General features: G+C 71.3%; 17 protein-coding genes. 10 read left to right on the top strand and 7 right to left on the bottom strand.

Annotation, left to right across the window (positions count from 1 at the left end; all coding sequences use genetic code 11):
* Nucleotides 1–70: 70 nt before the first annotated feature.
* Nucleotides 71–478 carry a transferase gene (locus tag U5C87_RS12640; protein WP_330472923.1) on the top strand — a complete coding sequence of 136 codons (408 nt, stop codon included), beginning with the start codon at nucleotides 71–73 and terminating at the stop codon, nucleotides 476–478.
* Here the strand turns inward: U5C87_RS12640 and U5C87_RS12635 are convergent.
* The 4 genes from U5C87_RS12635 to U5C87_RS12620 all read right to left on the bottom strand — a co-directional run bounded on the left by U5C87_RS12635 (nucleotide 466) and on the right by U5C87_RS12620 (nucleotide 3,594).
* Nucleotides 466–1,347, bottom strand: a complete 882-nt coding sequence (locus U5C87_RS12635) for an SDR family oxidoreductase (RefSeq protein WP_330472922.1) — start codon at nucleotides 1,345–1,347, stop codon at nucleotides 466–468. The two genes, U5C87_RS12640 and U5C87_RS12635, sit on opposite strands and share 13 nt — an antisense overlap.
* A 169-nt stretch (nucleotides 1,348–1,516) precedes the next feature.
* Nucleotides 1,517–2,122, bottom strand: a complete 606-nt coding sequence (gene folE / locus U5C87_RS12630; RefSeq protein ID WP_330472921.1) for a GTP cyclohydrolase I FolE — start codon at nucleotides 2,120–2,122, stop codon at nucleotides 1,517–1,519.
* Between the two features lie 32 nt (nucleotides 2,123–2,154).
* Nucleotides 2,155–3,129 (bottom strand): patatin-like phospholipase family protein, encoded by a 975-nt coding sequence (locus tag U5C87_RS12625; protein WP_330472920.1) that lies wholly within the window; start codon nucleotides 3,127–3,129, stop codon nucleotides 2,155–2,157.
* A gap of 3 nt (nucleotides 3,130–3,132) precedes the next feature.
* A complete protein-coding gene (locus tag U5C87_RS12620; protein ID WP_330472919.1) occupies nucleotides 3,133–3,594 on the bottom strand; it encodes a hypothetical protein in 462 nt (153 codons plus the stop codon).
* Between the two features lie 170 nt (nucleotides 3,595–3,764).
* Here U5C87_RS12620 and U5C87_RS12615 point away from each other — a divergent pair, with 170 nt between their 5' ends.
* From U5C87_RS12615 to U5C87_RS12605, 3 genes are read left to right on the top strand one after another with little or no spacing between them, the layout of a single operon-like run.
* Nucleotides 3,765–4,022, top strand: coding sequence for a hypothetical protein (locus tag U5C87_RS12615; RefSeq protein ID WP_330472918.1), 258 nt, complete (start codon nucleotides 3,765–3,767; stop codon nucleotides 4,020–4,022).
* Nucleotides 4,022–4,789 carry an RNA polymerase sigma factor gene (locus tag U5C87_RS12610; RefSeq protein WP_330472917.1) on the top strand — a complete coding sequence of 256 codons (768 nt, stop codon included), beginning with the start codon at nucleotides 4,022–4,024 and terminating at the stop codon, nucleotides 4,787–4,789. The genes U5C87_RS12615 and U5C87_RS12610 overlap by 1 nt, the downstream gene beginning before the upstream one ends.
* Complete coding sequence (locus U5C87_RS12605; RefSeq protein WP_330472916.1) at nucleotides 4,786–5,025, top strand: hypothetical protein; 240 nt, start codon at nucleotides 4,786–4,788, stop codon at nucleotides 5,023–5,025. Before U5C87_RS12610 ends, U5C87_RS12605 begins: the two co-directional genes overlap by 4 nt.
* 45 nt (nucleotides 5,026–5,070) lie before the next feature.
* Here the strand turns inward: U5C87_RS12605 and U5C87_RS12600 are convergent, their stop codons facing one another.
* Nucleotides 5,071–6,462, bottom strand: coding sequence for an NAD-dependent malic enzyme (locus tag U5C87_RS12600; RefSeq protein WP_330472915.1), 1,392 nt, complete (start codon nucleotides 6,460–6,462; stop codon nucleotides 5,071–5,073).
* 496 nt (nucleotides 6,463–6,958) lie between these two features.
* On the opposite strand from U5C87_RS12600, the gene U5C87_RS12595 reads away from it, so the two are divergent.
* The 3 genes from U5C87_RS12595 (at nucleotide 6,959) to U5C87_RS12585 (ending at nucleotide 9,177) form a co-directional block, all read left to right on the top strand.
* Complete coding sequence (locus U5C87_RS12595; RefSeq protein WP_330472914.1) at nucleotides 6,959–7,594, top strand: polysaccharide deacetylase family protein; 636 nt, start codon at nucleotides 6,959–6,961, stop codon at nucleotides 7,592–7,594.
* A gap of 126 nt (nucleotides 7,595–7,720) precedes the next feature.
* Nucleotides 7,721–8,107, top strand: a complete 387-nt coding sequence (locus U5C87_RS12590; RefSeq protein ID WP_330472913.1) for an ArsR/SmtB family transcription factor — start codon at nucleotides 7,721–7,723, stop codon at nucleotides 8,105–8,107.
* Between the two features lie 29 nt (nucleotides 8,108–8,136).
* Nucleotides 8,137–9,177 carry a cation diffusion facilitator family transporter gene (locus U5C87_RS12585; RefSeq protein ID WP_330472912.1) on the top strand — a complete coding sequence of 347 codons (1,041 nt, stop codon included), beginning with the start codon at nucleotides 8,137–8,139 and terminating at the stop codon, nucleotides 9,175–9,177.
* A gap of 70 nt (nucleotides 9,178–9,247) precedes the next feature.
* On the opposite strand, the gene U5C87_RS12580 is transcribed toward U5C87_RS12585, so the two are convergent.
* On the bottom strand, nucleotides 9,248–9,961 hold the full coding sequence (locus U5C87_RS12580) for a response regulator transcription factor (RefSeq protein ID WP_330472911.1): 714 nt from the start codon (nucleotides 9,959–9,961) through the stop codon (nucleotides 9,248–9,250).
* Nucleotides 9,962–10,083: 122 nt separating this feature from the next.
* On the opposite strand from U5C87_RS12580, the gene U5C87_RS12575 reads away from it, so the two are divergent.
* A complete protein-coding gene (locus tag U5C87_RS12575; protein ID WP_330472910.1) occupies nucleotides 10,084–10,422 on the top strand; it encodes a hypothetical protein in 339 nt (112 codons plus the stop codon).
* A gap of 73 nt (nucleotides 10,423–10,495) precedes the next feature.
* On the opposite strand, the gene U5C87_RS12570 is transcribed toward U5C87_RS12575, so the two are convergent.
* On the bottom strand, nucleotides 10,496–11,560 hold the full coding sequence (locus U5C87_RS12570; protein ID WP_330472909.1) for a HAMP domain-containing sensor histidine kinase: 1,065 nt from the start codon (nucleotides 11,558–11,560) through the stop codon (nucleotides 10,496–10,498).
* Nucleotides 11,561–11,890: 330 nt separating this feature from the next.
* Here U5C87_RS12570 and U5C87_RS12565 point away from each other — a divergent pair, with 330 nt between their 5' ends.
* Nucleotides 11,891–12,529 (top strand): DUF305 domain-containing protein, encoded by a 639-nt coding sequence (locus U5C87_RS12565; protein WP_330472908.1) that lies wholly within the window; start codon nucleotides 11,891–11,893, stop codon nucleotides 12,527–12,529.
* A gap of 141 nt (nucleotides 12,530–12,670) precedes the next feature.
* A complete protein-coding gene (locus U5C87_RS12560) occupies nucleotides 12,671–15,070 on the top strand; it encodes a heavy metal translocating P-type ATPase (protein WP_330472907.1) in 2,400 nt (799 codons plus the stop codon).
* Nucleotides 15,071–15,093 lie beyond the last annotated feature (23 nt).

Raw genomic sequence — 15,093 nt, 5'->3', positions numbered from 1 at the left:
CACGTGAACGTTGAACGGCACGTGGAACCCGTGGGCACCGTGCCCACGACGAACCCGAAGGGGGTGCACCATGAGGCGAAGGAAGTACGAGGAGTTCGAAGAGGACAACGGAACCGTGCTGCGCTACGCCCGCCACGACAACGGTGGTGGTTTCGTCGAGTCGCACGCCCACGTCGACCCGACGGCCTACGTCGGTGAGTCCGCGTATGTCGACCGCGGCGCCGTGGTCGGCCCCGACGTCCGCGTCGCGAGCGGCGCCTGGATCGAGCGCGGGGCCACGGTGCACGCCGGGGCGACCGTCGGGACCGGCGCCCACGTCGCGGCCGGTGCCGTCATCGGACGCGATGCCAGGATCGGTCCCCGCGCAAAGGTCGGCACCGAGACCCACGTCTGGGACGGCGCCCGCGTCGACACCGACGAGGTCATCCCACGGGGTGCCGTCGTGCGTACCGGCACCCATCGGCGTCACGCAGCCTGACGGACGCGTCCCCACTCAGGACGCGGCACGGTGCGCGACCTCGCGCACCGATGTCCGGGGCAGCCACGGGTATGCCGCGTGGTCGGCCGACGCGTCGAACCGCAGGTCGGCCCGGTCCATGCCCAGGCCGGCCCGCGCCAGTCGGGCCAACGACGGACGGACCGGTCGGGCCACCTGACCCATGACCCGCAGGGCGAGGCGCGGCACGTGGCGGGGGCCCGGCCGGGGCACACGAGACGAGCCAGCTCGTTGAACGTCAGGTCGTCACCCCCGACCTCGACGACCTTGCCCCTCAACGTCCGGTCGGTCGCAGCCCGCGCCACCGCGGCGGCCACGTCCTGCACGCTGACGAAGTTGAGCGGGTTCTCGCCGTGGCCGAACACCTGAGGCCCCTTGCCGTCGTGCGCCGACTGCTCGAGCGTCTCGACCCACATCTCGGCGAAGGCCGAGGCCCGCACGATCGTCCAGGCGACGCCGCTCGCCCTCAGGTGCTCCTCGGCCGCCCACTTCATCCGGTGCAGCTCGATCGGGTGGCCGGCGGCCGCACCGATCACCGAGACGAGGACCACGTCGGCACCCCGCACTCGGGCCGCGTCGATGAGCGCGATGTTCCCGTCCCGGTCGACCTCGCCCGGCGACTCCCCGGCGACAAGGTCCATGCCGTGGGCCGCCGCCACGACGACGTCGGCTCCGTCGAGAGCAGGTGCCAGGGTCGACGGCCGGCGCAGGTCCGCGGCGACGAAGTGGGCTCCCGGCACTCGTGTCGCGGGAGCCGAGCGAGCGACCACTCGAACCTGCTCACCCGCCTCGACGAGGTGTGCGGTGACGAGACGACCGAGGCGGCCGGTGCCGCCGATGACCGCGATCATGACCACTGTCCTTCCGGGGGACCGCCCAGCTACGGGCTCGTGGCGCGGGATGGTTCTCGCGTCCCTCTCAGGCTCTCACCGCGTCCTGACGACTGGTGCGACTCCTCCTGATCCGCTCGTCACATCGGTGCGCCGCGGCGGTTGCGCGGTAGCCGAGGACGTATGCCGCTCAGCCGGGTGACCGGGTCAGGGCGAGGAACTCGGCCCGGGAGCGGGAGTCCTCCCGCAGCACCCCGAGCAGGCTCGACGTGATGGTCGTGGTCCCGGGTGCCTGCACACCGCGCAGGGTCATGCACAGGTGCTCCGCCTCGATGACGACGCCGACGCCGACGGGTGAGAGCTGGGCTGCCAGCCAGTCGGCCACCTGGACCGTCAGCCGCTCCTGCACCTGGGGCCGCGAGGCGAAGTGCTCGAGCACCCGGGCCAGCTTCGACAGGCCGAGGATGCGGGCGCCCGGCAGATAGCCGATGTGGGCAGTCCCGACGAACGGCAGCATGTGGTGCTCGCACAGCGAGCGCAGCGGGATGCTTCTCGCGACGACCATCTCGTCGTAGCCGCCGTCGTTGGGGAACGTCGTGAGGTGGAAGGGGCGGGGGCTCATCAGCTCGGCCAGGGACCCGGCCATGCGTTCGGGTGTGCGGGCGAGCGACTCGTTGTCGAGGTCGACCCCCAGTGCCTCGAGCAGGAGCCGCGCACCGACGGCTGCGCGTTCGAGGTCCGGCTCGGCGACGGCGCCGGTGCCCGACCACGGCGGCCGAGTGCGTTGGTGGGGCATGGCCGATGGGTCCGATTGGGAGAGTGACGGATTCACAGTGCGAGGCCTTCCTGTGGCGCATCGGATCGTCGATGCTGGTGCGGTCGATCGAGGTGGTCGGCTCGGTTGGATGTCGGCGCGGAATGGGTGTGCAGGGCGAGGACGCTCGCGTCGTCCTGGCCGCTCTCGCCGTGCCGGGCCTCGAGCCACTCCCTGGTGCTCTGGTGCGCTCGACGCACGAGGACCGAGGTCTGCGTGAAGTCGGCCGGCGACACGGACAGCGGGCAGAGCGGCGGGACGACGTGCAGCCGGGCGGCGCCGGTGTAGCCCCGCACTTGGGCGATGAGCTGCCGGTGCAGCAACAGGCTCAGAGAGCTCAACGCGATGCCGAGGGCCGTCCTCGGCGGGGTCCCCGCGCAGGAGTAGCCCGCGGGCAGGAGATAGATGTCCGTGACGCCGTGCGCTGCCGTGTAGGCCAGGACGTCGAGGTCGCCGATCGCCCCGTCGACCAGGGTCCTGCCGTCTCGGACCACGGGCGGCAGCACGCCGGGCACGGCCGCGCTGGCACGGACGGCGCTGACCGGGGACCCGGTGCTGAGGACCAGCCCCTTGCCCGTCACGAGGTCGGTGGCGGTGACCTCCACGGGGATACGCCCCCGTTCGAGGGTGTCGTAGCCGAGGTGGCGCTGCAGCAGCCGTTCGAGTCCCGTCCCCGGGAACATCGACGGCTGCCCACCACGCGCCGCGGCCAGCCAGCGCCGCGGATCGAGCGGGAACACGTCATGGCGCCGCATGCTCAGCCACAGCCGGGTGAGCTCCTCGAGCCGCCGGGCCGTGCTCGAGCCGCTGCTGCGCCCCGCGGCGCCTGCAGGTCCGGCCGGACCTGCGAGGTGGGCGGCGTTGACCGCCCCGACGGACGTGCCGACGAGCAGGTCGGGCTCGACCCCGCACTCGTGAAGAGCAGCCAGCATGCCGACCTGCACGGCGCCGAGACTGCCACCGCCCGTCAGCACGAACGCCGTGGTCACGGCTCAGCCCCGGCCCAGGGGCCACAGCAGTGGGCGGGGGTCGAACCGGGTGGCCAGGCGCTGCAGTGCCACGGCAGCGAGCAGCAGCCCGAAGTCACGCAGCGCCACGTCATAGAAGCCCGGGAGGAGGAGCAGGTTCAGGATGATCCCGCCGAGCCAGGCGGCCACGACGAATGCGCCGAGGCGCGGGTGGAAGGCGACGACGAGGCCGGCGACGAGCTCGACGACGCCCACGGCATACATGGCCTGGTGCGGTGTGACCGGCAGCGGCCGGGAGAGCACCGGAGCGAGGTACTGGTCCCACTGGACGAGGACGTTGCTGAACTTGTCGACGCCGAAGGCGATCGGCGCGACCACGAAGGCGGTGCGCAAAACGGCATAGGCCTGGTACGCCGGGTCGCTCTTCTGCGGTCGCGAGCGTTCTTGGGTCTCGAGGATCGAGCGGTGGCTTCCGGTGGTGACCATGGGTCCTCCTGGACGGGTGGTGCGGTGTCCGAACCCGTCGCTCCGGAGACACCGGGGCTCGGGGATGGGACGCTGACGGAGTGTTAGCGCCATCAGCGGTCGCAGGTCTTACCGACGCTCGAGCGCCCGTCGTCGGTAAGACGAGAGCCCCTCGCGGCGGCAAACAAGGCATGTTCACCGACCAGTCCCGCCCGCACGTCTCTCCCGCTCCCTGCCGTTCGCCCGGTCCGCCGCTCGACGTCGTCGAGTGGCGGCGGTGCCGGCTGCGCGAAGCCGGTTTCCCCGCGGCCCTCGCCAGGTCGTTGTCCCGCCAGCGCGTGGACCTACACGCCCTGCTCGAGCTCGTCGACGCCGGCTGCCCGCCCGAGCTCGCCGCCCGGATCCTCGCGCCGGTCGACGCCGAAGTCGACGAGCCACGGGCGCTCTGATGACGGCGGTGCGGAGGGACTCCTCGCGGAACGCCGAAGCTCCGCCGGCGTCGGAGGCCGACTCGCGTGCTCCCGTCGGTGACCCCGAACCGCGGGACTGGGTGTCGGCGCTCGGCGGCACCGGCCCGGAGCAGTCGACGGCGCTGCGCGAGCTCCACGCGCTGATGATCCGCGCGGCAGGTCACCAGGTGTGGCGGATGCGGGCGGCGCTGCCCGACCCGTCGCCCGGCGCCGTCGACGTCATCGTCAACCAGGCCGCCGACGAGGCGATGACCGCCCTCCTCGGCAAGCTCCACACCTTCCAGGGGCGAAGCCGCTTCACGACGTGGGCGTTCAAGTTCGCCATCCTCCAAGCTGCGACGGAAGTGCGACGCCTGCAGTGGCAGCACCGCGAGGTCGAGCTGCGCGACGTGGAGCTGCGACCGTCGCCGGCGCACGAGGGGCCGGAGCTGTCTGCCGAGGGCATCGACCTCGCGGGAGCCGTGGCCCGGGCCATGAGCCGCGTCCTCACTCCCTACCAACGACGCATCGCCGTCGCCCTCCTCGTCGACGGCGTCCCGATCGACGTCCTGGCCGAGCGCCTCGGCACCAGTCGCGGGGCCCTCTACAAGACGCTCCACGACGTGCGCACACGCCTGCGGAGCGAGCTCGTCGCAACCGGCTATCTCCCTGTGTCACAAGTGGGCCCAGCCCAACTGCCGCAGGCGTCCCCGATCTCCCCGACAGACCACGAGGTCTCCCCCACTTCTTCGGCAGGCACGCGATGAGCCAGACACCCGGACCACGTCCCGACGTCCTCACCGACCACGCGGTCGAGTCACTCCTGCAAGACACGACGCCCTGGCTGTCGTGCGAGGAGTGCTTCGAGCGGATGGACACCTACGCCGAGGCGGCCGTCCATGACCCGCAGCACCTCGACGCGGCCATGACCGCGCACCTGCGCGGGTGCTCCGCCTGCGACGAGGAGGCCCAGTCGCTCATCGACCTGTTGCAGGCGCCCTGACGACGGAGACGTGACCACCCGCGCGACGGAGCTGACGCTGCATGGTCACGGCTTCGGCGGACCCGCGACACGGCATACGGCAGCGGCCACCTCTGGTGCCACGGAGGCGTCGAAGACGCTCGGGATGATGAAGCTCGCGTTGAGCTCCTCGGGATGGACCGAGTCGGCGATGGCCGTGGCCGCCGCCACCATCATCGCGTCGCTGATGTCGGACACGTGGGCGTCGAGCAGCCCGCGGAAGAAGCCCGGGAAGACGAGGACGTTGTTGATCTGGTTCGGGGCGTCCGAACGGCCGGTGGCGACGACAGCGGCGTGCTCGCTCGCGGCGATCGGGTCCACCTCCGGGACGGGGTTGGCGAGGGCGAAGACGATCGCGTCGGGTGCCATCGTGGCGATGTCGTCGCCCGTGAGCAGGTCGGGAGCGGAGACACCGATGAAGACGTCGGCGCCGACGAGCACCTCCTTGAGGGAGCCGCTCTCGTGGCGCGCGTTGGTGTGGTCGGCGATCCACTGGCGGAACGGCTCCATCCCCTCGTTGCCGTTGTGGACCGCTCCCGTGCGACCGCACGCGACGATGTCCCGTGCCCCCTGGGTGAGCAGCAGGCGGATGATGGCGTGGCCGGCTGCACCGACGCCGGAGACGACGATGCGGACGTCGTCGATGGACTTGTTGACGACGCGGAGGGCGTTCTTCAGCGCGGCGAGGACGACGATGGCCGTGCCGTGCTGGTCGTCGTGGAAGACGGGGATGTCCAGCAGCTCCCGCAGGCGCGCCTCGATCTCGAAACACCTTGGGGCAGAGATGTCCTCGAGGTTGATGCCGCCGTAGACCGGGGCGATCGCCTGGACGGTCGCGACGATCGCGTCGGAGTCCTGCGTGTCGAGGCAGACCGGCCACGCGTCGACGCCGCCGAACTGCTTGAAGAGGGCGGCCTTGCCCTCCATGACCGGCAGCGCCGCGAGCGGGCCGATGTTGCCCAGCCCCAGCACCGCCGACCCGTCGGTGACGACGGCAACGGTGTTGCGCTTGATGGTCAGGCGACGGGCGTCCTCGGGGTGCTCGGCGATGGCCCGACAGATGCGCGCGACGCCGGGCGTGTAGGCGCGCGAGAGGTCGTCGCGGTGCTTGAGCGGCACCTTGGGGTTGACCTCGATCTTGCCGCCGAGGTGGAGCAGGAAGGTCTGGTCGCTGACCTTGTGCACGACGGCGCCGGGGATCGCCGCGATCGCCTCGGTGATGAGGTGCCCGTGCGCCTCGTCGCGGGTGTCGCACGTGACGTCGACGACGAGGCGGTCGGTCCGGCTCTCGGCGACATCGAGGGCGGTGAGGGCACCGCCGGTCGAGGAGACGGCGGTCGTCAGGGCGGCGGTCGCGTTGGCGGCGGCAGGCACCTCGACCCGCACGGTGATCGAGTAGCCAGGACTCGGGATGGCCATGTCAGTCCTCTCGCGCGGAGCAACGTCCCCGACCGCACCATCCTCCACCCGTGGCCGCGATCGGGTCAGGAGGTCGCGACTGTCTCGTCGAGCACATCGGCGCCCCAGACCGGGCCGTCGGGGGTGAAATGGAGTGGGAGGAACCATGACCGGCCGCACCCTGCGGCTGCGGCTCTTGACCGCCGCCGCGACGCTCACCGTGGCACTCGGCGCGTGCCAGGGTGCGAGTGGCCCCACGCCCGCCACGCCGGCACCCTCCCCCACGCTCAGCACGTCCACCTTCCCGTCGCCCTCCACCGCAGCCCCGAGCTCGCGGTCCAGCACCGTTCCCACGACCCGACCCAGCTCGACCGCCGCTCCCCGCCCCACGACCAGTGCGACCACACCACGGCCGACGACGCCACGGCCCACGACGAGCGCCCCGACCCCACGACCGACGGTCACGCCCACCAGGACGACGAGCCCTCCGTCGACGACCTGCTCCATACCGTCGCGGTTGCTTGGCCGGGACCTGACGACGCTCGGCACCGAGCGCAAGGTCGTGGCCCTGACCTTCGACGCGGGCAGCGGCAACAAGGCCGTGGCCTCGATCCTGCGCACCCTGACAGCCGAGGGCGTGCCGGGCTCCTTCTTCCTCACCGGGCAGTTCGTGGACGACTTCCCGGCGAGCGCCAGGGCGATCGCGAGCCGCTACCCCGTCGGCAACCACACCTACACCCACCCGGACCTGACCACGCTGTCGTCGTCGTCGGTACGCACCGAGATCCGGAAGGCGGCTGCACGCATCACCGCCGTGACCGGGCAGGACCCGAGGCCGTGGTTCCGCTTCCCCTTCGGCGCCGTGGATGCGCGCACCATCTCGGTCGTCAACGCCGAGTGCTACGTGCCCTTCCGGTGGACCGTCGACACGCTCGGCTGGAAGGGCACCTCGGGCGGGCAGTCCGTGGCCTCCGTCGTCTCCCGGGTCGTCTCGGCCGCACGGCCGGGCGAGATCGTGCTCATGCACGTGGGCGCGCACCCCACCGACCACTCCACCCTCGACGCCGACGCGCTGCCACGGATGATCCGTGAGCTGCGGGCGCGCGGGTACTCGTTCGTGACGCTCTCGGCGGTGATCGGACCAGCGCCGTAGTGCACCGCCGGTGACCACCGGGCGGGAACGGTCGACCAGGTTCACGGCCTGGCGACCCTTAACGACCGCCGCGCGATCCCCTGGGACGTCGTACGGGCACCCCTACCGCGACGCTAGAATCTGCGCATGGATGCAAGTATGCAAGGACCTGCCCTGCCCGACGAGCAGGTGGAGCTGGCGGTCGAGATCTTCCGGATGCTCGCTGACGGCACTCGCATCCGGCTCCTCTGGGAGCTGCAGGACTCGGAGCGGTCGGTGAGTCAGCTCGCCGACGCCGTCGGAAAGCCGGGCCCAGCCGTCTCCCAGCACCTGGCCAAGCTCCGGATGGCACGCATGGTCCGCACCCGTCGCGAGGGCAACCAGGTGTTCTACCGGGTCGAGAACGAGCACATCGCCGGTCTCGTGCGCGACGCGATCCACAACGCCGAGCACGCCTCGGACGGCATCCCGTCGCACCACCGCACTGCCGAGTCGACGATCCTCCCGATCACCGGAAGTGGGCAGCGTCGTTGAGTTCCTCTGCGCACCACCACAACCACGCTGTGGACCCCGAAGCCCGCGATCGCGACGATCACGGTCACGGCCAGAACCACAGCCACGCACACGACCACGACCACCCGAGCGGGCTGTGGGCTCGGCTCAGGCACGCGCTGACTCCGCACTCGCACGACGCTGCGGACTCGATCGACTCGGCACTGGAGTCGAGCGCCCGCGGGATCCGCGCGGTCAAGATCAGCCTCGTCGTGCTCGGTGTCACGGCCGTGGTGCAGCTCGCCGTCGTCTACGTGTCCGGGTCGGTGGCGTTGCTCGCCGACACGATCCACAACTTCTCCGACGCGCTGACCGCCGTGCCGCTCTGGATCGCGTTCGCCCTGGGTCGGCGGGCCGCCACCCGGCGGTACACCTACGGATACGGACGGGCCGAGGACCTCGCGGGCCTGTTCGTCATCGCGATGATCGCCTTGTCCGCGGTGGTCGCCGGGTGGGAGGCCGTCAACCGGCTGCTCCACCCCGCCCCTGTGGGCAACCTCGGGTGGGTCGCCCTGGCCGGCTTCGTCGGCTTCCTCGGCAACGAGGCGGTGGCTCTCTTCCGCATTCGTGAGGGCCGGGCGATCGGCTCGGCGGCCCTCGTCGCCGACGGGCACCACGCGCGCACCGACGGGCTCACGTCCCTCGCAGTGCTCGTGGGCGCCGCCGGGGTGGCCGTCGGGTGGACCTGGGCAGACCCTGTCGTCGGCCTCGCCATCACGATCGCGATCCTGCTGGTGCTCCGAACTGCAGCCCGTGACGTGTTCCGACGCCTCATGGACGGCGTAGAACCCGAGCTCGTCGAAGCCGCCGAGTCCACCCTCGCGGCGGTCCCCGGCGTCACAGCCGTGCGCAGCGTGCGGATGCGCTGGATCGGCCACGAGCTCCACGCCGAGGCCGAGCTAGACGTCGACACCAGCGCAAGCCTCCTCGAGGCGCACGCGTTGGCGCATCGAGCCGAGTCGGACGTGGTGCGGACGACGCCCAGGCTCCGGGCCGTCGTGGTGCACGCCTACCCGGCCCACCACGACGCCCCAGTGACTCCCGTCGCGTAGGCCCGAGGGATCGAGAGCGCCACCGGGCCACCGCTGACGGCACGCGAATCGTGCGGTGCCAGAACCGTGCTCAGCCGCTGCCCATGCGGTAGCCGACGCCGCGGACGGTGTCGACGTAGCGCGGTCTGGCGGGATCATCGCCGAGCTTGCGCCGGAGGTGGGCGACGTGCACATCGACGATGTGCTCGTCGCCCACCCAGGACGGGTCCCACACGGCATCGATGATCTGTCGTCGCGTGAACGCCAGACGCGGACGGGCACTGAGCGCCGCGAGCAGGTCGAACTCGGTCCGGGTCAGCTCCACCGGCTCGCCGGCGAGCGCCACCCGGCGGGCCTCCGTGTCGACGGAGAGGTCACCGAAGACCCTCAGCTCGGGGCCCTCGTCCCGCGCCACCGCGCCTCTCGGACGGCGGAGCACGACCTGCACACGGGCGACGAGCTCGCGGGGGCTGAAGGGCTTGGTGAGGTAGTCGTCAGCGCCCACGGACAGGCCGACCAGCAGGTCGACCTCGTCGGCCCGGGCGGTGAGCATGAGCACATAGCAGTCGGAGAAGGTCCGCACCTGCCGGCAGACCTCGATGCCGTCCAACCCCGGCAGGCCCAAGTCCAGGACGATGACCTCGGGCTCGATCGACCGGGCCTGCGCCACCGCCTCCCGCCCGTCGTGGGCGACGTACACGTCGTAGCCGGCACGCTCGAGGTAGGCCGCAACCATCCGCGCGAGGTCCGTCTCGTCCTCGACGACCAGCACGCGCGACAGACCGGGCTCACTGCTGTGGCTCATGGCTTCAGTCTGCTGGCCGCAGCTGCGAAGCGTCGCCGCCGACCTCGCCCAGATGCGCATCTTCGTCAGATCTTCATGAAGACAATGTCAGGCCTACAGGCGGGCGGTGGATCGTGGTGCACATGATGTGGAACACCGGCATGGGATGGGGCCCGTGGATGTGGCTGGTCATGGGCGGCGGCACCGTCGCCTTCTGGGCGGCCGTCGTGCTCGCGGTCCGATGGGCCTTCGGCGGCTCGAGCCCCAGGCTCGCCAGCGGACGCGAAGGTCGCGTGGTGGAGTCCGCCCGGCCTCCGCTGCCCGCGGAGGGTCCGAGCCGGACCCCGGGTCCGCTCAAGGTGCTGCAGGACCGGCTGGCGCGAGGCGAGATCGACGTCGACGAGTACACCCGCACCCGCACGGCGCTCATCGAGAGTGACCCGATGCTGGGTCGAGACCGCACCGACGCGACCCCGAGGTGACTGAGGCTCCCAGTGTCGGGCCGGCCGCGTCGTCGCCGGCCGGTCATGGGAGGGCTGGCCGCTGGAGGGCTGGTCAGGAACCGACCGGGAGGGAGAGGGTGAAGGTTGCACCGTGCCCGCGCCCGGGGCTGGTCACCGTGAGTCTGCCTCCGTGGGCCTGCGCGATGGCCTTGGCGATCGTGAGACCGACGCCACTGCCGCGGGCATCCCGGGTCCGCGCGGCGTCGCCGCGGTAGAACCGTTCGAACACGTGGGTGAGCTGGTCGGGCTCGAGCCCCTCGCCGCTGTCGCGGACGACGACACGCACCTCGCCGCCGGACTGCGTCGCGGACAGGATGACCTCTCCCCCCGCGGGGGTGTGGCGCAGCGCGTTGGCGAGGAGGTTGGCCAGGACCTGGCCGACGCGCTCCGGGTCAGCCACGACCCAGGCGTCGACGCACTGTCCCAGCTCTAGACGCACCCCTTTCGTCGAGAACCCCGACCGGACCTCGCGTTCTGCGGTCTCGAGGAGCTCACGGACCTGCACGTTGCTCCGCCTCAGCTCCAGGCGCCCCTCCTCGGCGCGGGAGACGGCGGACATGTCGTCACACAGGCGGGCCAGCCGCTCGACGTTGGACCGGAACAGCGAGGAGGTCGGCCCGTCCCACTCGACGACCCCGTCGTCGAGGCCGTCCAGGTAGGCGGCCAAAGTCGCGACCGGCGTGCGCATCTCGTGCGCGACGTCGCCCACGAGTCGGCGTCTGGTCTCCTCGGCGTCACCGAGCCGTCCCGCCATGGCGTTGAACGCCTCAGCGAGGCTCGCCAGCTCCGGTCCCACGTCGGAGACGGTGGCCCGTGCGGCGTAGTTGCCCTCCCCCATCTCGAGGGCCGCCGTGGTCAGCGCCGCGAGCGGACGCGTCAGGCGGCCCGCCACGTACCAGGTCACACCCAGCGCGCAGAGCACCGCGATGACCAGTGCCACGGCGAGGGAGACGAAGCTGGCCTCGTTGTACGCCTGCTCGACGTGGGCGAGCTCGGACGCGCTCGCGGACATGCCGGCCCGCAGCAGGTGGTCGTGGAAGAGCGGCGGCCCGATCAGCGCGGCGACAACGCTCGCCGTCAGGATGCCGGCGACCACGACGGCCCCCTGGGCCAACATCAGCCGCGTGCCCAGTGATCGGGCCGCCCACCGGGAACGAGGGACATCAGGACGGGGGACGCGCACCATGGCCCCAGTGTGGCGTCGCCGCCACGGATACGCGCCGCGCGGGAAGGGGCCGACGGCGATCTTGACCGAACCTTCAGGAAATCGCAGTCGGGCCTGAACGTCGCCCGGGCAGCCTCAGACGCAGGACCCGCCGGCCCAAACGTTCTGCTGCCCGGTCTCTCTGGCCGACCTCCCGGGAGACCGGTCGGCACCCAGAGACCGCACGGACCGCCGGCGAGGGCCCGTGACTGCAACCTGCACCCGACGACGAAGGAACCACCTGTGACCCGCACCCTGAAGACCCTTGCCGCCACGGCCGCCCTGGCCACCTCTCTCGCTGTCGGCGCCTGCAGCTCGAACGACACGACGTCCGGCCACCAGATGCCGGGCGACTCGATGACGGCGATGGGCTCCGCGCCGGCGACACCCTCAGGAGCCGCCTCCGCCGCCTCCGCCCACAACCAGGCCGACATCACGTTCGCCTCGAGCATGGTCCCGCACCACCAGCAGGCCATCGAGATGGCCGACCTGGCCCTGCGCCAGGCCACCAGCGCCGACGTCAAGAAGCTGGCGACCCAGATCAAGGCAGCCCAGGACCCGGAGATCGCCACCATGACCGGATGGCTCACGTCCTGGGGCGCCGCGCCCATGCCCAGCGGTGACCACGACATGGATGGGATGAGCATGGACGGGATGATGAGCGCCGAGGAGATGTCGGCGCTGGAGAAGGCCTCTGGGTCGGCCTTCGACCGGATGTGGCTGCAGCTGATGATCAAGCACCACGAGGGGGCCGTGACGATGGCCAGGACCCAGCTGTCCCAGGGGCAGAGCGGCGACGCCAAGGAGCTTGCCCAGGCCGTCATCGACGGACAGACGAAGGAGATCGCCACGATGACGGAGCTGCTCAAGACCTCCCTCTGATCACGCAGGCGTCAGCGCCTTGCCAAGGGCCAGACCCGTCGACGACGGGTCCGGCCCTTTGCGTGTCCACGAACGCGTGCGAGAGCGCGAGAACCGGGTCCATCCCCTTGCATATATACCCCATGGGGGTATCCTGAGGGCATGGACACGCACAGCGAACACTCGATCTCTCCGACGGGCTCGTTGGTGCAGGACCCCGTCTGCGGCATGCACGTCGACCCCGCCACCACCGAGCACCACCTCGAGAGGGAGGGCCACGACCACTACTTCTGCTCCGCCGGGTGCCGCGCGAAGTTCGAGACCCAGCCCGACGCATACGCAATCGGTCCGGCAGGACGTGCGGGCACCGGTCACGACCACGAGGGGCACCAGCACGGCGGCCACCCTCACCCCGATCAGCCTTCGGGCGCAGCAGGATCTGCCGACGCCGTGACGGAGTGGACGTGCCCTATGCACCCGGAGATCCGACGGCCGGGCCCCGGCACCTGCCCCATCTGCGGCATGGCCCTCGAGCCGGTCACCGTGACCGCCGACAGCGGCCCCAACCCCGAGCTGGCCGACATGACCCGCCGGTTCAAGACGGCGGTCGCGCTGACCATCCCCGTCCTCATCCTGTCCATGGGGCGCGACCTCGTCCCCGCCCTGCACGACGCCATTCCCAGCGACGTGGCCACCTGGGGGCAGCTCGTCCTCGCGACCCCGGTCGTGCTGTGGGCCGGATGGCCGTTCTTCGAGCGGGGGTGGACCTCCGTCCGCACGATGAAGCTGAACATGTTCACCCTCATCGCGATGGGCACCGGTGTCGCATGGCTGTTCAGCGTCGTCGCAACCGTCGCACCCCAGCTCTTCCCGGAGGCCTTCCGGATGGACGGGACGGTCGCCGTCTACTTCGAGGCGGCCGCCGTCATCACGACCCTCGTCCTGCTCGGGCAGGTCCTCGAGCTGCGCGCACGGGAGAGCACCTCCGGCGCCATCAGGGCACTGCTCGACCTCACCCCGAAGACCGCTCACCGGGTCGCCCCGGACGGGACCGAGGCCGACGTCAACCTCGACGAGGTCCAGGTCGGCGACCTGTTGCGCGTCCGGCCAGGCGAGTCCGTCCCCGTCGACGGCGCCGTGCAGGACGGGCGCTCCACCCTCGACGAGTCCATGGTGACAGGCGAGTCCATGCCGGTCACCAAGCAGGCCGGCGACTCCGTCATCGGCGGCACCGTGAACCAGACCGGGTCGATCGTCATGCGCGCAGACAACGTCGGGCGAGACACGATGCTCGCCCGCATCGTGCAGATGGTCGCCGACGCACAACGCTCCCGAGCCCCCATCCAGCGGCTCGCCGACCAGGTCTCGGCCGTGTTCGTGCCCGTCGTCATCGCCGCCGCGGTGGTCGCATTCATCGCGTGGGCGACCGTCGGCCCGGACCCGCGCCTGGCGCACGCGCTCGTCGTCGCCGTCAGCGTCCTCATCATCGCCTGCCCCTGCGCCCTGGGGCTCGCGACGCCCGTGTCGATCATGGTCGGCGTCGGCCGCGGCGCCTCCCTCGGTGTCCTCATCAAGAACGCCGAGGCACTCGAGCGACTGGAGAAGGTCGACACGCTCGTCGTCGACAAGACCGGCACCCTGACCCAGGGCCGCCCCTCCGTCACCCACGTCATCGCCGTCGACGGCATGGATGAGGACGAGGTCCTGCGCCTCGCTGCGAGCGTCGAACGCGCCAGCGAGCACCCCCTCGGCACGGCCATCGTGCGGGCCGCCACCGACGCCGGACTGGACGTCCCTGCCGCCGCGGACTTCGACGCGCCCGTCGGCAAGGGCGTCACCGGCACGGTCGACGCACGACGGGTCCTCGTGGGCAGCCAGCACTTCCTCGCCGGACACGACGTCGACACTCACAGCATGGACGCCGAGGCCGATCGGCTGCGCGCCGACGGCGCCAGCGCCGTCTACGTCGCGATCGACGGTCAGGTCGCCGGGGTGCTCGCCATCGCCGACCCCGTCAAGGACACCACCGCGGCCGCGCTGCACGCGCTCCGCGCGGACGGCATCCACGTGGTCATGCTCACCGGCGACAACCAGGTCACCGCCGAAGCCGTCGCCCGCGGCCTCGGCATCGAGCGCGTCGAGGCCGAGGTCCTGCCTGACCACAAGAGCGACGTCGTGCAGGCCCTGCGCGCCGAAGGCCGCGTCGTCGCGATGGCCGGTGACGGCGTCAACGACGCTCCCGCCCTCACGGCCGCCGACGTCGGCATCGCCATGAGCACCGGCACCGACGTCGCCATCGAGAGCGCCGGCGTCACCCTCCTCAAGGGCGACCTGACCGGCATCGTCCACGCCCGGGCGCTGTCCAAGGCCACGATGTCGAACATCCGCCAGAACCTCGTGTTCGCCTTCGTCTACAACGCCGCCGGCATCCCCCTCGCGGCCGGAGTCCTCTACCCGGCCTTCGGGCTGCTGCTCTCGCCGATGATCGCCGCGGCCGCCATGGCCCTGTCCTCCGTCAGCGTCATCAGCAACGCCCTCCGGCTGCGCCGACAGCAGCTCTGACCACGTCGCGCCCGACGCGAGGG

It is taken from the genome of Terrabacter sp. C0L_2, from assembly GCF_036352015.1.
Taxonomy (GTDB): domain Bacteria; phylum Actinomycetota; class Actinomycetes; order Actinomycetales; family Dermatophilaceae; genus Terrabacter; species Terrabacter tumescens.
The sequence above is the reverse complement of the archived record's forward strand: the minus strand, read 5'-3'. Positions and strand labels throughout refer to the sequence as shown.

Coding starts and splice junctions, on each gene's coding strand:
- U5C87_RS12610 (WP_330472917.1), top strand. CDS start 4,022: ATGACGGCGGTGCGGAGGGACTCCTCGCGGAACGCCGAAGCTCCGCCG.
- U5C87_RS12605 (WP_330472916.1), top strand. CDS start 4,786: ATGAGCCAGACACCCGGACCACGTCCCGACGTCCTCACCGACCACGCG.
- U5C87_RS12640 (WP_330472923.1), top strand. CDS start 71: ATGAGGCGAAGGAAGTACGAGGAGTTCGAAGAGGACAACGGAACCGTG.
- U5C87_RS12615 (WP_330472918.1), top strand. CDS start 3,765: ATGTTCACCGACCAGTCCCGCCCGCACGTCTCTCCCGCTCCCTGCCGT.
- folE (WP_330472921.1), bottom strand. CDS start 2,122: ATGCCCCACCAACGCACTCGGCCGCCGTGGTCGGGCACCGGCGCCGTC.
- U5C87_RS12620 (WP_330472919.1), bottom strand. CDS start 3,594: ATGGTCACCACCGGAAGCCACCGCTCGATCCTCGAGACCCAAGAACGC.
- U5C87_RS12560 (WP_330472907.1), top strand. CDS start 12,671: ATGGACACGCACAGCGAACACTCGATCTCTCCGACGGGCTCGTTGGTG.
- U5C87_RS12575 (WP_330472910.1), top strand. CDS start 10,084: ATGATGTGGAACACCGGCATGGGATGGGGCCCGTGGATGTGGCTGGTC.
- U5C87_RS12590 (WP_330472913.1), top strand. CDS start 7,721: ATGGATGCAAGTATGCAAGGACCTGCCCTGCCCGACGAGCAGGTGGAG.
- U5C87_RS12580 (WP_330472911.1), bottom strand. CDS start 9,961: ATGAGCCACAGCAGTGAGCCCGGTCTGTCGCGCGTGCTGGTCGTCGAG.
- U5C87_RS12600 (WP_330472915.1), bottom strand. CDS start 6,462: ATGGCCATCCCGAGTCCTGGCTACTCGATCACCGTGCGGGTCGAGGTG.
- U5C87_RS12570 (WP_330472909.1), bottom strand. CDS start 11,560: ATGTTGGCCCAGGGGGCCGTCGTGGTCGCCGGCATCCTGACGGCGAGC.
- U5C87_RS12635 (WP_330472922.1), bottom strand. CDS start 1,347: ATGATCGCGGTCATCGGCGGCACCGGCCGCCTCGGTCGTCTCGTCACC.